The sequence below is a fragment of the Streptomyces sp. WG7 genome (assembly GCF_049975785.1).
In the GTDB taxonomy this organism is placed as follows: domain Bacteria; phylum Actinomycetota; class Actinomycetes; order Streptomycetales; family Streptomycetaceae; genus Streptomyces.
In genome coordinates, this window is record NZ_JBNGGE010000002.1 from 298,024 (window position 1) to 312,830 (window position 14,807).

The 14,807-nt window shown below is 72.0% G+C and carries 10 protein-coding genes and 1 pseudogene; 7 read left to right on the forward strand and 4 right to left on the reverse strand.

Annotated features, from left to right (window positions below; all coding sequences use genetic code 11):
- The first annotated feature begins 83 nt into the window (after positions 1-83).
- Together ACP4J0_RS03780 and ACP4J0_RS03785 are read left to right on the forward strand one after the other, a co-directional pair.
- The gene (locus ACP4J0_RS03780) at positions 84-1,448 is read left to right on the forward strand and encodes an SWIM zinc finger family protein (protein ID WP_426597168.1); all 1,365 of its coding nucleotides are present in this window, start codon (positions 84-86) and stop codon (positions 1,446-1,448) included.
- Between the two features lie 166 nt (positions 1,449-1,614).
- The gene (locus tag ACP4J0_RS03785) at positions 1,615-3,255 is read left to right on the forward strand and encodes a DUF5691 domain-containing protein (RefSeq protein ID WP_426597169.1); all 1,641 of its coding nucleotides are present in this window, start codon (positions 1,615-1,617) and stop codon (positions 3,253-3,255) included.
- A gap of 367 nt (positions 3,256-3,622) precedes the next feature.
- Here the strand turns inward: ACP4J0_RS03785 and ACP4J0_RS03790 are convergent, their stop codons facing one another.
- Positions 3,623-4,039 (reverse strand): cobalamin B12-binding domain-containing protein, encoded by a 417-nt coding sequence (locus tag ACP4J0_RS03790; RefSeq protein ID WP_055418278.1) that lies wholly within the window; start codon positions 4,037-4,039, stop codon positions 3,623-3,625.
- Between the two features lie 523 nt (positions 4,040-4,562).
- Here ACP4J0_RS03790 and ACP4J0_RS03795 point away from each other — a divergent pair.
- Positions 4,563-5,564, forward strand: a complete 1,002-nt coding sequence (locus tag ACP4J0_RS03795; RefSeq protein ID WP_426597170.1) for an esterase/lipase family protein — start codon at positions 4,563-4,565, stop codon at positions 5,562-5,564.
- Positions 5,565-5,847: 283 nt separating this feature from the next.
- Positions 5,848-7,476 carry a M23 family metallopeptidase gene (locus tag ACP4J0_RS03800; protein WP_426597171.1) on the forward strand — a complete coding sequence of 543 codons (1,629 nt, stop codon included), beginning with the start codon at positions 5,848-5,850 and terminating at the stop codon, positions 7,474-7,476.
- Between the two features lie 176 nt (positions 7,477-7,652).
- Here the strand turns inward: ACP4J0_RS03800 and pcrA are convergent, their stop codons facing one another.
- The gene (gene pcrA, locus ACP4J0_RS03805) at positions 7,653-10,139 is read right to left on the reverse strand and encodes a DNA helicase PcrA (RefSeq protein WP_426597172.1); all 2,487 of its coding nucleotides are present in this window, start codon (positions 10,137-10,139) and stop codon (positions 7,653-7,655) included.
- A gap of 463 nt (positions 10,140-10,602) precedes the next feature.
- Between pcrA and ACP4J0_RS03810 the strand changes: the two genes are divergently transcribed.
- Together ACP4J0_RS03810 and ACP4J0_RS03815 are read left to right on the forward strand one after the other, a co-directional pair.
- Positions 10,603-11,802: an NlpC/P60 family protein gene (locus ACP4J0_RS03810; protein WP_426597173.1), complete on the forward strand. Its 1,200-nt coding sequence runs from the start codon at positions 10,603-10,605 to the stop codon at positions 11,800-11,802.
- Between the two features lie 27 nt (positions 11,803-11,829).
- Positions 11,830-12,852 carry a tellurite resistance/C4-dicarboxylate transporter family protein gene (locus tag ACP4J0_RS03815; RefSeq protein ID WP_426597174.1) on the forward strand — a complete coding sequence of 341 codons (1,023 nt, stop codon included), beginning with the start codon at positions 11,830-11,832 and terminating at the stop codon, positions 12,850-12,852.
- On the opposite strand, the gene ACP4J0_RS03820 is transcribed toward ACP4J0_RS03815, so the two are convergent.
- A complete protein-coding gene (locus ACP4J0_RS03820) occupies positions 12,830-13,183 on the reverse strand; it encodes a hypothetical protein (RefSeq protein ID WP_361210449.1) in 354 nt (117 codons plus the stop codon). The genes ACP4J0_RS03815 and ACP4J0_RS03820 overlap by 23 nt on opposite strands.
- 314 nt (positions 13,184-13,497) lie before the next feature.
- On the opposite strand from ACP4J0_RS03820, the gene ACP4J0_RS03825 reads away from it, so the two are divergent.
- Complete coding sequence (locus ACP4J0_RS03825) at positions 13,498-14,556, forward strand: NlpC/P60 family protein (RefSeq protein ID WP_426597175.1); 1,059 nt, start codon at positions 13,498-13,500, stop codon at positions 14,554-14,556.
- A gap of 34 nt (positions 14,557-14,590) precedes the next feature.
- Here the strand turns inward: ACP4J0_RS03825 and ACP4J0_RS03830 are convergent.
- Positions 14,591-14,708: pseudogene (locus ACP4J0_RS03830) on the reverse strand (RNA-guided endonuclease TnpB family protein); the annotation flags it as partial.
- Between the last annotated feature and the right edge of the window lie 99 nt (positions 14,709-14,807).

Below are 14,807 nucleotides of genomic sequence, written 5' to 3' on the forward strand. Positions count from 1 at the left end.
ACCACACCACTGACAATCACTCTGACCTGCGAGAACACCGCCGCTCGGACCGATTGTCAGTGGCGGGTCCTACCTTCGATGGCATGACTCAGCAGGGGGAGCGCTGGAGCACGGACCAGGTGCTGGCACTGGCGCCTGACGCCTCGTCACGCACGGCGGGGAGCAGGCTCGGAAGGGCCGGCCCGTGGACCGGAGTGGGGAGTTCCGACGACGAGGGGACGGTGTGGGGGCTGTGCAAGGGCAGCGGCAGCAAGCCGTACCAGACGGCCGTCGACATCGCGGGCGCGTCCGGACCCGCATACAAGTGCGGTTGCCCGAGCCTCAAGATCCCGTGCAAGCACGTGATCGGGCTGTTGCTGCTCTGGGCCGACGGCGATGGAGCGGTGCCGGGGGCCCAGGCGCCGGACTGGGTGAAGCAGTGGGTCGCCGGACGCCGCGAGCGCGCGGAGAGGAAGAGGACGGCGGGCGGGTCCGGGTCCGGGTCCGCGGCCGGGTCCGGTGAGTCGGAGGCGGCGCGGCGCCGGGCGGAGCAGCGGGCCGAGCGGATCACCGGGGGTGCGACGGAGCTGGAGCAGCGGCTGACGGACCTGCTGCGCGGTGGCCTGGCCGGCGCGGAGCAGGCGGGGTACGGACTGTGGGAGGAGACGGCGGCCCGCATGGTCGACGCCCAGGCGTCGGGGCTGGCCTCGCGTGTGCGGGAGCTGGGGGCCGTACCGTCTTCGGGTCCCGGCTGGCCGGTCAGGCTGCTGGAGGAGTGCGCTCTCCTGCACCTGCTGGACCAGGGCTGGCTGCGCCGCGAGCAGCTGCCGGACGGCCTCGCGGCGACGGTCCGTTCACGCGTCGGCCTGACCGCGTCCGCGGCCGGCCCCCCGGTGCGGGACCACTGGCTGGTCCTCGCCCAGTACGACACGGCGGACGCACGACTGACGACCCGTCGCACATGGCTGTACGGCGCGGAGACGGACCGCGCCGCGCTGCTCCTCTCCTACGGGGCCGCGGGCCGGGCACCGGAGCCGGCACTGCCGGTGGGACTGACCCTGGAGGCGGAGGTGTCGGCGTATCCGGGCGCCGGTCAGCAGCGCGCCGCCCTTGGACGGCGGTTCGCGCCGCCCGTACCGGCGGAGATACGTCCGAGAGGGGTGACCACCTCCCAGGCGGCCGCCCGTTACGGCGAGGCGCTCCGCGACGACCCGTGGCTGGAGTCGGTACCGGTGACCTTGGACCGGGTCGTCCCGGTACCGGACGGCGATTCCTGGCAGCTGGCGGACGCCGAGGGAGACACGGCGCTGCCGCTCCTCCCCGCGGCCGGCAACCGGTCGGGCCTGTGGCTCCTGGTCGCCCTGTCGGGCGGAGCACCCCTCAAGGTCTTCGGTGAGTGCGGCCACCGGGGCTTCACTCCACTGACGGCCTGGCCGACCGGACCTGGCCCGGCGGTGCCGCTGCACTGACCCGCCCACGCAATGACCCGGAATGAGCCCGTACGGACAGACCCGCACAGACGAACCCGCACGGACGAACCCGTAAGGACGAACCCGCACGGACGAATTTGCACGAACAGATCTGCACCGACAAACCCGCACGGATGAACCGGACCGGTACCTGAAAGGAGTGCTCATGACCAGGACGCCCGCCCCCGCGGACGCGCCCGTTCCGGGCGTCTGGGAGGAACTCGTCACCGCTGCGCTGCTCGGCACGGACCGGCGCACTCCCCCGGGCTGCCGGCCCGGCCCCGGCGCACCGGCGGCGCTGCTGGACGCGGCGGCGGCGGAGACCGTCCGCCGGCGCGCCGGCCTGCTCCCCGCCCGCGCCGCCCGGCGTCCGGAGCCGGCCCCCGAGGACCCCCGCCCCCCGTTGCCGGCTGCGGCCGCCCGCCGTCTCACGATGCTGCTCGCCGACCGTCCCGGCACGGCGGGCGGCGGCCGCAGGGGTGCCGCGCCCGACCTGATGGAACTGCTGCCCCAGTGGCTGGCGACGGCGAACGCCCGCGGTTATGCGGCGCCGCCCCAGGCGCTGCCGGCCCTGCTGGACGCGGCACGAGGGCGTACCGACCTGCGTCCGGCGGCACTGGCCTTCGCGGGGCCCCGCGCCCTGTGGCTGGCCCGGCTGAACCCGGACTGGCGGTTCGCCCTGCGCGCGACACCGGGCGGAGGCACCGCGCTGCCGGGCCCCGGTGCCACGGAGCGGGTGCGCCGGCTCTGGGAGGAGGGCCTGTTCGCCGAGCGGGTCGCCCTGCTGGCGTCCCTGCGTGCCCGCGACCCCGCAGGCGCCCGCGAGCTGCTCGCCTCGACCTGGGCCACGGAGCGGGCCGAGGACCGGCTGATGTTCCTCGACTCGCTGCGGACGGGCCTGGAGCCGGCGGACGAACCGTTCCTGGAACAGTCGCTGGCCGACCGCAGCCGCAACGTACGGGCAACGGCTGCGGAGCTGCTGTCGGCGCTGCCGGATTCGGCGCTCGCCGCGCGGATGGCTGCGCGAGCCGTGACATGCGTGTCCCTCGACCGCACCCCGGACCCACCGGCGATCGCGGTCGAGGCGCCCCACGAGTGCGACGCGGGCATGGAGCGGGACGGCGTCGTGGCCAATCCGCCCTCGGGTCGGGGGGAACGCTCGTGGTGGTTCGGTCAGTTGGTGGAGGCGGCTCCGCTCGGGATTTGGCCGGAGCGACTCGGTGGACGTTCCCCCGAGGAGATCGTCGCCCTGCCGGTGGCGGACGACTGGCAGGGCGACCTGCACGCGGCGTGGTGCCGGGCTGCGGTACGGCAGCGGAACGGCGCATGGGCGAGGGCTCTGCTGGGAACACCCACGGCGCCCGAGGCCGGGGGGCCGGGCGCGGTTTCCCTGGCCGAGCGGGCCAAACTGCTCGGCACCCTGGGCTCCGGCGAACGGGCCGAGTGGGTCGCCGGGTTCATCGCGACGCACGGTCTGTCCGAGGCGTTCCAGTTGCTCGGCATGTGCGGAGTGCCGTGGGCACCGCCGCTCGGACGGGCGGTGGTCGACGCGCTCAACATCGCTCGTGATGCCGGGAGCTACCCGTGGAGCTTCAGCGGCGTCATGGGTCTGGCCGAGCGCTGCCTCGACCCCTCGGAGGCGGGGCGACTCGACGGCCTGCTGGCGATACCGGACGAAACGGAGGACGCGTCGCCGGGAGCCGGGGGGTACTGGGCGGAGGCGTTTCAACGGCTCGTCACGACTCTGCGGTTGCGCGCGGCGATGGCCGAGGAACTCGGCGCGGGAGACAACGGGACGCGACGCTGACGCCGACGGCACGCGCCACGCGCCCGCACCCGCCCCCGGCAAGCACCGCCCAGGCCCACTCGCCCGCGACCACAGCCACCCGCTCGCGCCCGCGCCCACCCGTCGAGTGCCCGTGGGCGGCCCCTAGGTGCCCCGCGTGGCCCTGGGCGCCTCGGGTGGCCCTGGGCACCCTGGGTGGCCGAGTGCCCCGCATGGCCGTGGGCGCCCCGCGCGACCCGAGTGACCCGCATGGCCGAAGTGACCGACCCGCGTGACCCGAGTGACCCGCGTGACCTGAGTGGCCCGAGTGACCCGGGCGCCCATCGGCTACCCATCGGCTGCGGTGCCGCCCTTCGTGCGCGGCCACCCGTGCACGCGGACCCGGCGCCTACGCCTCCGCGGGTTCCCGCACGTTCGCCCGCACCCAGTCCACGATCGACGCCGTGGTGGCTCCGGGCGTGAAGATCTCCGCGACGCCCTTCTCCTTCAGAGGGGCGATGTCCGCCTCGGGGATGATCCCGCCGCCGAAGACAAGGATGTCCGCCGCGTCCCGCTCCCTGAGGAGCTCGATCACGGCGGCGAAGAGCGTGTTGTGCGCACCGGAGAGGATGGACAGCCCGATCGCGTCGGCGTCCTCCTGGATCGCGGTGTCCACGATCTGCTCGGGTGTCTGGTGGAGCCCGGTGTAGATGACCTCCATACCGGCGTCGCGCAGCGCCCGCGCGATCACCTTGGCCCCACGATCGTGGCCGTCGAGCCCCGGCTTGGCCACCACCACGCGGATCGGACCGGCTGCCACACCCATCACTGCCTCCATGAAGCGACTACATCCATCCGTACCGACAAGTACCGCACACTTCACCGACGCCGTACACAGGGCGCGGCATACACATAAGACGCACATCGCACACATCGCACACATCGCGCACACAGCACACAAGCACACGAAGCAGCACACTTTGGCGACGCAGACACCCCGCACCACATCGTCCGGGAAGTGAACGAACGTTATCGCCAGCATCCCGCAACCGGCAGTTTCGCGGTGGATACAGAGGGGGAAATCACACAGTGGGACATGTTCGCCGCACACCGTTCCAGGGCGCGGCGGCACTACGCGTACGGAGAGCCGCAGCGAAGGCAGTGCAGGGCAGCAGCGGGCCTCGTCGCCGTTTCAACGACACCACAGGGCTCACAGGGCGCTGCCATGCGCAGCGGCGCGCTCGAACGGGCGAACCTCACAAACATCACCAATCACTGGTGTCACGGCTCTCCACAAGGGCACACGGGGGACAGAGGCGTCACCGCGCGTGCCGACAGGAGGTCGGCCCATGAAGGTCACCACGACAGCACTGCCCCTTCTCCCGTTCTGTCAGCGTCTCCTGCCCGGCATGCCCAGCCTGCCCGGTCTGCCCGGTCTGCCCGGCCTGCCTGACATACCCAGCCTGTCCGACCTGCCCGGGCTTCCAGGACTGCCCGGGCTCACAGGTCTCCCAGGCCGGTTGACCGGACTCTCCCTGACCCTCATCAAGGCAAGCGCCCTGGAGGTCGCGATCCTCGCCGGGCACTTACTCCTGTATCCCTCGGGGATCATCCAGGAGCGCCGCCCGATCTCGGCCCTCCCGCCACAGGCCGCCCAGGACCGGCAGCCCTCCCCTCCCACCCCCCGGCTCCCGGCCCGCAGCAGCCCCCCGGTCGTCCTGCTGCACGGCTTCATCGACAACCGCTCGGTCTTCCTGCTCCTGCGCCGCAGCCTGGCCCAGCACGGCAGACACCAGATCGAGTCGCTGAACTACTCCCCTCTGACCTGCGACATCCGCACCGCGGCCGAGCTGCTCGGCCGGCACATAGAGGAAATCTGCGAACGGACGGGCAGTGAGCGGGTCGACATCGTCGGGCACAGCCTCGGCGGACTGATAGCCCGGTACTACGTGCAGCGCCTCGCCGGAGACCTCCGCGTCCGGACACTCGTGACGCTCGGCACCCCGCACGCCGGGACTCGGGTGGTCCCCCTGGCGAACGCGCATCCGATCGTGCGCCAGATGCGCCCCGGATCGGCGGTGCTCGAGGAGCTGACCCTGCCGTCGCCCGGCTGCCGTACACAGTTCGTCAGCTTCTGGAGCGATCTGGACCGCGTGATGGACCCGCTGGAGACCGCCTGCCTCGACCACCCCGACCTGACGGTGCAGAACGTGCGGGTGAGCGGCATCGGCCACCTCGCCCTCCCCGTGCACCCCGCCGTGGCCACCGGGATACGGCAGGCACTGGACACGACCGAGACGGAGGCGGGCGCGGAAACCGGCAAGCACGCCGGCGGCCTGACGGTCGCCTGAGACCCGGAAAGGACCCGGAAAACCCCTCGAGGCCCCCAGAAGACCCTCACAAGTTCCCGAGAAGACTCCGGTCAGGCTCCGAAAAACAGCCGACGCAACCCGTTCGCCATCGAACAAACATCGAACACAAAGCCAAACTCGTGCCCGCCGTCCCCCAAAACACGGCCGATTGCCCGTTTCCTTCGCGCGTGAAACCTGACGAAGATTGTCGTGCCCGTATACCGCCGGGTACAGTCGCCGCACTGCTCTGGCAGCCCCTGTTGTCGAGGCGAAAGAGAAGTTGGTGAACGACCGTCACCCGTCGGGGACCATGACCACCCCGGCTTCGGCTTCCGACGCCGATCCGGCGCAGTACGCGTCGTACGGCACAGGGGAGGCCCAGTACGGCGACCTCACCACGTACGGCGGATATGCCACCACCGGTTTTTCCACCGGCGGCACCACCACGGCGGCCTTCGACGCGGACCCCCTCTTCGCCTGCCTCCCGGGCCAGGACACCGGAACCCACGACGCCACGGGGTCGTACGAGACCACGGGTTCCTACGACGCCACAGGCACGTACGACGCGACCCAGTGGTCCACCGGCAGCGGACAGGCCCTGAACTACGACGCGTACGCGGCCCAGCACCACGCCGCCTACGACACCGGCGCCTACGACACGACCACGTGGACGGCCGACTACCAGCAGCCCGCCTCCGTGCCGCCGCAGGCCACGGGCGTCGAGGCCACCGGACAGTGGGACACCGGCGCCTGGGCCCAGCCGGACCAGTCCGGCGAGCCGGCGGATCAGACCCAGCAGTGGCAATGGGGCACGCAGACCTTCGACACCAACACCTTCGCCACCGGCACGTACGAAACCGGCACCTTCACGACCGGCACCTTCACGACCGGCACGGCCGACACCGGCGCCTACGACGCCACGCAGTGGAACTCGGACGGCACCACGGCGGAGAGCCCGCAGACGGCACAGGACACCGGGCCGGAAGGCCCTGCGGACACCCCGCCGACCGCCGAGGAACCCGCCCCGCGCGACGACGACCTGGCCGCCACCGGCGAACTCCCCACCGTGACCGCTCTCCTGGAGGGCCAGGAAGAGGTCAGCCCGGCCGCCCGGATTCCGGCCGCACGCACCGCCTCCCGCGGTGGGTCGCGTTCCCGCCGCCGCCAGCCCGCCAAGCGTTCGGCGCTGCTGACCATCGCCGTGCCGTCGGCCTGCGTGATGAGCGTCGCCGGTATCGCCGCGGCCTCGGTCGGCGGCCTCACCGGTGACGACGGCAAGGAGACCAGGGCGTCCGCGGCGGACGCGGGCACCGCGGGTGACACGGAAGCGGCGCCGGTGAAGCCGTCCGCCGCCAACAACAAGCTGGACACCCAGCTCACGAGCCTCGCCGCCGGAGCCGACGACTTCGCCGACCGGGCCAGCCGGACCCAGGAACGCATCGACCTCAAGGCCCAGCAGGCCGCCGAGAAGAAGCGCGCGGCGCAGGAGGCGGCCCGCAAGGAGCGGCTGCGCCCCAAGTTCGCGCTCCCGGTCGCCCAGCACGGTCTCAGCGCGTACTACGGCCAGGCCGGCATCAACTGGATGTCCGTGCACAGCGGGATCGACTTCCCGGTGTCGTACGGCACGAAGGTGATGGCCTCGACCGACGGCACGGTCCGCACGCAGTACAACAGCGCGTACGGAAACATGATGATCGTGACCGCGAAGGACGGTACGGAGACCTGGTACTGCCACCTCTCCAGTTACCAGGTGCCCTCCGGTACGAAGGTGAAGGCCGGCGACGCGATCGCGTTCTCCGGCAACTCGGGCAACTCGACCGGCCCGCACCTGCACTTCGAGGTGCGTCCCTCGGGCGGCTCGGCGATCGACCCGCTCTCGTGGCTGCGCAGCCACGGCCTCAACCCGTCCTGACGCCGTAACGTCTCAGCAGCCCGGCCCCGGGCCGGCGGCGCGGGCGCTCGGGGTGCCGCGCCCGCGGCGCAACACCCGCGCCGCGCCCGCAGGCAACCCCCGCGAGGCCCCGCGACAGACCCACGATGCACCCGCGAGGCCCCGCGGCAGACCCGCGAGGCACCCGCGACGCACCCTCAGAGCTTCTCCACCGGCGCGTACCGCAGCAGCAGCCGCTTCGGCTTGGTGTCGCCGAAGTCGATCGTCGCCTCGGCGTTCGACCCGGTGCCCTTCACCCCGACCACCGTCCCGAGCCCGAACTGGTCGTGCGTGACACGGTCCCCGACCGACAGGGAGACCGTCGCCTGCTCGGCGGCGGCGGACCGGCGCGTGGCGAAGCCGGACGCGCCCGACGCCGAGGAGCGGGAGCGGGACGACGACAGCGAGGCCGCCACGCCCGAGACCGGCGCGGAGGGCGCGGGCCCGTTCGCCCCGGTCCGCTTCCACTCCAGGTGGGGTGCCGGAATCTCCTCCAGGAAGCGCGAGGGCGGGTTGTACGACGGCTGCCCCCAGGCGCTGCGCAGTGTGGACCGGGTCAGGTAGAGCCGCTCACGGGCGCGTGTGATGCCGACGTACGCCAGGCGCCGCTCCTCCTCCAGCTCCTTCGCCTGCCCGAGGGCGCGCATGTGCGGGAAGACGCCGTCCTCCATGCCGGTGAGGAAGACGACCGGGAACTCCAGGCCCTTGGCGGTGTGCAGGGTCATCAGGGTGACGACGCCGTCGCCGTCCTCCTCGTCGGGGATCTGGTCGGAGTCGGCGACCAGCGCGACCTTCTCCAGGAAGTCGGCCAGGGTTCCGGGCTCCTCGCTCTCGGCCCGCTCCTGTTCGAACTCCAGGGCGACGGCGGCGAGTTCCTGGAGGTTCTCGATGCGGGTCTCGTCCTGGGGGTCGGTGGAGGCCTGCAACTCGGCGAGGTAGCCGGTGCGTTCGAGGATCGCCTCCAGCACGGTCGCCGGACCGGCACCGGACTCGACGATCGTCCGGAGGTCCTCCATGAGCGTGTTGAACCGCTTGACGGCGTTCGCGGAGCGCGCGGCCATGCCGTACGCCTCGTCGACCCGCTTCAGGGCCTGCGGGAAGCTGATCCTCTCGCGCTGGGAGAGGGCGTCGATCATGGCCTCGGCGCGGTCGCCGATGCCGCGCTTGGGGACGTTGAGGATGCGGCGCAGCGGCACCGAGTCCTCGGGGTTGGCCAGCACCCGCAGGTACGCCAGGACGTCCCGGACCTCCTTGCGCTCGTAGAAGCGGACGCCGCCGACGACCTTGTAGGGCAGGCCGACGCGGATGAAGACCTCTTCGAAGACACGGGACTGTGCGTTGGTGCGGTAGAAGACGGCGACGTCGCCGGCCTTCGCCTCGCCCGCGTCCGTGAGGCGGTCTATCTCGTCGGCGACGAACTGCGCCTCGTCGTGCTCGGTGTCGGCGACGTACCCGGTGATCCGCGAGCCGGCGCCCTGGTTGGTCCACAGGTTCTTGGGGCGGCGGGACTCGTTGCGCTCGATGACCGCGTTGGCGGCGCTGAGGATCGTCTGGGTGGAGCGGTAGTTCTGCTCCAGGAGGATCGTCGTCGCGTCCGGGTAGTCCTCCTCGAACTGGAGGATGTTGCGGATGGTGGCGCCGCGGAAGGCGTAGATCGACTGGTCGGCGTCGCCCACCACGCACAGCTCGGCGGGCGGGACCTCGGCCTCGGGCGGCACGTCGACGGGGTGCTCGGAGGTGCCGACCAGCTCGCGCACGAGGGAGTACTGGGCGTGGTTGGTGTCCTGGTACTCGTCGACCAGGACGTGCCGGAAGCGGCGGCGGTAGTGCTCGGCGACGTCCGGGAAGGCGCGGAGCAGGTTGACCGTCGTCATGATCAGGTCGTCGAAGTCGAGGGCGTTGGCCTCGCGCAGCCGCGACTGGTAGAGGGCGTACGCCTGGGCGACGGTCTTCTCGAATCCGTCGGCGGCCTGGGCGGCGAAGTCCTCCTCGTCGATCAGCTCGTTCTTGAGGTTGCTGATCTTCGCGCTGAAGGACTTGGGCGGGAAGCGCTTGGGGTCCAGGTCGAGGTCGCGGCAGACGAGCGCCATCAGGCGCTTGGAGTCGGCGGCGTCGTAGATCGAGAACGAGGACGTGAAACCGAGCCTCTTCGACTCCCGGCGCAGGATGCGGACGCACGCGCTGTGGAAGGTCATCACCCACATCGCGTTCGCGCGCGGGCCGACGAGCTGCTCGACGCGCTCCTTCATCTCGCCCGCGGCCTTGTTGGTGAAGGTGATCGCGAGGATCTGGCCGGGGTGGACGCTCCGCTCGGCCAGCAGGTGGGCGATGCGGTGGGTGAGGACCCTGGTCTTGCCGGATCCGGCACCGGCCACGATGAGCAGCGGGGAGCCGGAGTGCACGACGGCGGCGCGCTGGTTGTCGTTCAGCCCGTCCAGGAGCGCGGCGGCGTCCAGCGCGGGGCGGGGGGCGCCGTCGCGGTAGTGGGTGTCCCGGTCCGGCGGCGCGTCGAACTTCCCGCCGAACAGATCGTGCGGGACCGGCTCCGGTCCGTGATCGCCCTCGGGCGGCGGCGGGGGTTCCTCCTCGTGACCGCGGGGGGTCTGGAGGCTCGCCAGGAAGCTGTCGTCAAAGAGGCTGCTCATCGCTCTCCGAGTCTAGGGCGCCCCACCGACAACCCGGCGCCACCCCGGAGATTGGCCGGTATACCGGCACTGGGCACCCCCTGCGACGGGTGACACCACGGAGAGTGACACCTTCCCCGAAGGTCACGAAAATGTATCGGGCATATCACCTGCCGACCTTCACAGCGGCCCCACGGGTTGGCTACGGTGCGGGCAGGCCGCACGACCCCCTCCGGCGAACGTCGCCGGGCCGCGCGGCCTCCGCCGAGTCCGGCGTGCTCGCACGGCACCCGGAGCCGGGGACCCGACAGGGAAACCTGGGGTGAATCGGCCGCCCTGCCCCCCGACTGACCCGCCGCAGGGCGGACCCGCCGCAGGGCAGACCTTCCGGAGGGACCACGCCGCCCGCCCCCTCCCCCAGGGCCGGCAGGGCCCGCGGGCCCACCGCCGACCCGGCAGGCGGAGCGTGGAAGGAGTCGCCTCCTTGGCGTCGCACCGCAAGTCGCGCCCCACGGGTACGCGTGTCGCAGGCATACGGACCCCCGCCCTCGCCACGGCAGCCCTCACCTCCGTCGCCCTGCTGTCCCAGACGGCCACCGCCGCGCCGTCGGACGACGACAGGCCGACCCTCGAAGAGGTCGAGAAGAAGGTCGACGACCTGTACCGGCAGGCGGGGTCGGCGACGGAGAGGTACAACGCCGCCAAAGAGAGGACCGCCAAGCAGCGCAAGCGCGTCGACACCCTCCTCGACGACGTCGCCAAGCGCACCCAGCGGCTCAACGAGGCACGCGAGGCGTTGGGGTCCTTCGCCTCGGCCCAGTACCGCACGGGTGCCGCGGTCCCGGAGACCGCGACCTTCCTGCTCGCGGACTCGCCGCAGGACTACTTCGACCAGAACCACCTGATGAGCCGGCTCACCGGCCGCCAGAAGGACGCGGTCGACGACTACGTCACACAGCAGTCCGCGACGATGGAGAGGCGCCGGGAGGCAACCGAGAGCCTCGAGACGCTCACCGAGTCGCAGAGCGAGCTGAGAACGGCCAAGAGCACCGTCCAGAAGAAGCTCGCCACCGCCCGCGAGCTGCTGTCGGAGCTGACCGCCGAGGAGAAGGCCCGGCTCGCGGCGATCGAGAAGAAGAAGCGGGACGAGGCCGCCCGCAAGGCCGCGGAGCTCGCGAAGCAGCAGGCCGAGGAGCGCGAGCGGCAGGAGGAGGCCGCCCGGCGGGAGAGCGGCGCCGCCACCGGGTCCGCCGGATCATCCGGCTCCGGTGGCGCAGGTGGCACCGGTACGGAAACCGGGTCCACCACGCCGGACTCCTCCCACGGCACCAAGGCCGAGAAGGCGCTCGCCTTCGCCCGCGCCCAGATGGGCAAGCCGTACGTGTGGGGCGCCACGGGCCCCGGCTCCTACGACTGCTCGGGCCTCACCCAGGCCGCCTGGAAGGCCGCCGGGGTGACACTGCCGCGTACCACCTACGACCAGGTCGACGCCGGCACGACGGTCGCCGTCTCGCAGGCTCAGCCCGGTGACCTGGTCTTCTTCTACGACGACCTCAGCCACGTCGGCCTCTACATCGGCAACGGCATGATGATCCACGCACCGAAGCCGGGCGCGTACGTCCGTGAGGAATCGATCTTCTACGACGGCGAGTCGTCGATCCACAGCGTGGTGCGCCCGGCCTGACCCCCGCGGCTCTCTAGCATCGGGCCCATGTCATCCGGCACCTCTCCCACCTCCCCCTACCCGCTGCGCGCCTGGTGGGCGCAGCGTCCCCCGGCGGCCGGGGCCGCGGTGATGGCGACCGGCATCCTGTCGGTCGCCCTGCACCTGACGGGCCACGAGGTCCTGTCCAGGATCACCCTCGTCCTGGCCTGCGCCGCCTGGCTGACACTGGCGGCGAACTTCGTCTACCTGCTCCTGGCCGAGCGCGCGCAGTGGGTGACGCGAGCGGGGACGCCGGGGGCGCTCACCGCCGTCGCCGCGACGACCGTGCTCGGCACCCGCTTCTCGCTGCTCGACCGGCCGGTCCTGGCGGCGGCGCTGCTGGCGCTGGCGGCGCTGCTGTGGCCGGGGCTGCTGCTCCTGGTGGTACGGCGCTGGGGGCGCAGGATGCCCGGCGCCGTGTTCCTGGGCTGTGTGGCCACGGAGGGTCTCGCCGTGCTCGGCGCCACGCTGGCCGCGGCCACCTCGACACCCTGGCTGGCACACGCGGCCGTGGTGCCGTTCTGGCTGGGGATCGTGCTCTACCTGATCGCGCTGTTCCGCTTCGATCTGCGGCAGGTGGCCCGGGGCTCCGGGGACCACTGGGTGGCGGGCGGCGCCCTCGCCATCTCGGCACTGGCCGGCGCCAAACTGCTCGCGGCGGCCGGGACGGGCATGTACCTGTGGAACGACGACGACTACGCCGTCCTGCACGACGTGACCGTCTTCCTGCTCGCCCTCGACCTCGCCTGGTACGCCGCACTGCTCGCCGCCGAGATCGCGTGGCCCCGGATCCGCTACGACGTGCGCCGCTGGTCGACCGTCTTCCCGCTCGGCATGACGGCGGCGGCGACACTGTCCGTCGCCGCCGTCCTCGACGTCCCGTGGCTGGAGGCGCCCGGTCAGGCGCTGCTGTGGATCGCGGTGGCCGCGTGGCTGGCGGTGGCCGCGGGGGCGGTCGTCCAGGCCAGGGCCGGGCTGCGGTCCCCGGTCACGGACGCGGCGGCCCTCAGGTCCACAGCACGGCGATGAAGATGTTCGCCACGGTCAGCAGGCCCACCAGACCGAACAGCGGCTTCTCCACCTTCTCGTCGTCGCGCTTCACATAGACCAGGCCGAGGATCACGATCAGCAGGGCAAGCTTCACGCCCATCTTGACGTTGTCGACGGACTGGTCGTCGGCCTGGTTGAGGCCGATCAGGACGACGCCGGTGACCAGCATCGTCAGCGCGCCGTGCAGCATCGCCGGAACGAAACGGGCCGTGCCCTGGCCCATCGCCTTCATCTGGGTCAGGAAGCCCCCGAGGAGCGACGCGATGCCGATGATGTGCAGACCGACGAAGATGTGGATGAGTACGTCCATGGGGCCGGAGCCTAATCAGGGGCCCGGGCACCCGCCGACACCGGCCCGCCCGGACGCGAGGGCTCTTGCGCGGCGCTCGCCACGCACATGCGCCTCATAACACCTCACATCCCTCAACCACCCCCGATCCGACAGATCGGTCATCACCCTGCGTGAAGGTGGCGGTCGCGGGACGAGGCCTTCACCACATACGGTCACCGACTGGTCCGGTACCGCCACTTCCGTGCATCTCGCCACCCGGCCATTACCGCCGCGCCTAGCGTCCTCCCCCAGGCAACCGGAGTCGAGCCGTACGGAAAGGACGTGGATCGCAGGTGGGAGCGCACCGCAGGCCGCGACAGCGCGTGACGGGCGGCGGGAGAGTCCGTAGGGCGGCCACCATCGCCCTCGCGGGCGCGGCCGCCGCGACCGGCCTGATCGGCGGGACCGGGCACGCCGATCCAGAACCGACTCCGGCGCAGGTGAGGGCCAAGGTGGACAAGCTCTACCGGGAGGCCGAGATCGCCACCGAGAAGTACAACGGCGCGAAGGAGAAGGCGGACGCCGCCGAGCAGCGCCTGGAGAAACTACGGGACGAGGCGGCCCGCAAGGAGAGCCGCCTGAACTCGGCACGCGAGGCGCTGGGCTCGGTCGCGGCGGCCCAGTACCGCAGCGGCGGCCTCGACCCGGCCCTGCAACTCGCACTCTCCGCCGACCCCGACGCGTACCTCGAAGGCGCCGCGTTCGTCGAGCGGGCGGGCAGCCGGCAGACGGCCGCCGTCGGCCGGGTACGCGAGGAACTCCGGGAGATCGAGCAGCTCCGCGGAGCCGCCCGCGTCGAGGTGGCCTCGCTGACGTCGCGCCGGGCCGAACTGAAACGCCACCGCGAGACCGTCACCGGCAAACTGGAGACGGCCCGCCGCCTGCTGTCCCGGCTGACCACCGAGGAACGCGCCGGGCTCGGCCACGGCACGGGCGACCGTGCCTCCCGCTCCTCGGCGGCCGACCGGGGCACTCTGTCCGCCTCTCCCGCACAGGCGCCCGACTCCCGTGCCGCAGCCGCCGTCGCCTACGCCCACCAGAAGCTCGGCAGCCCCTACGTGTGGGGCGCGACCGGCCCCGACGCCTTCGACTGCTCGGGCCTCATCCAGGCCGCCTACCGCGCGGCCGGGGTCTCCCTCCCACGCACGACCTACGCCCAGATCGACGCGGGCCGCCGCGTCTCACGGTCCGAACTGCGTCCGGGGGACCTGGTGTTCTTCTACTCGGGCATCAGTCACGTCGGCATCTACATCGGCGACGGCCGTATGATCCACGCCCCGAACCCCTCGGCCCCGGTCCGCGTCGCCCCGCTCGACGAGATGCCGTTCGCGGGGGCTACTCGGGTGGTTTGAGTCCTCCCCTCCGTGAAGGGAGGGGCTTCCCGGCTCAGGCCGCCTCAGCCCGGACGAGCATGACGCGTGCGGAGTTCTTGTCCCGTGGGGACGTGGTTCCGCAGGCGGTGCAGGGGGTAGGTGCGCGCACCCAGCGGCAGGGCGTGCTTGGACGACGTATCTGGCCGAGGCCTGGTGGTGGCGCTGGCGGACGACCGGGGTGCGCGGGGAAGGGACTGCGGCATCGGCAAGGAGGTGTGGTTCGAAGTGGC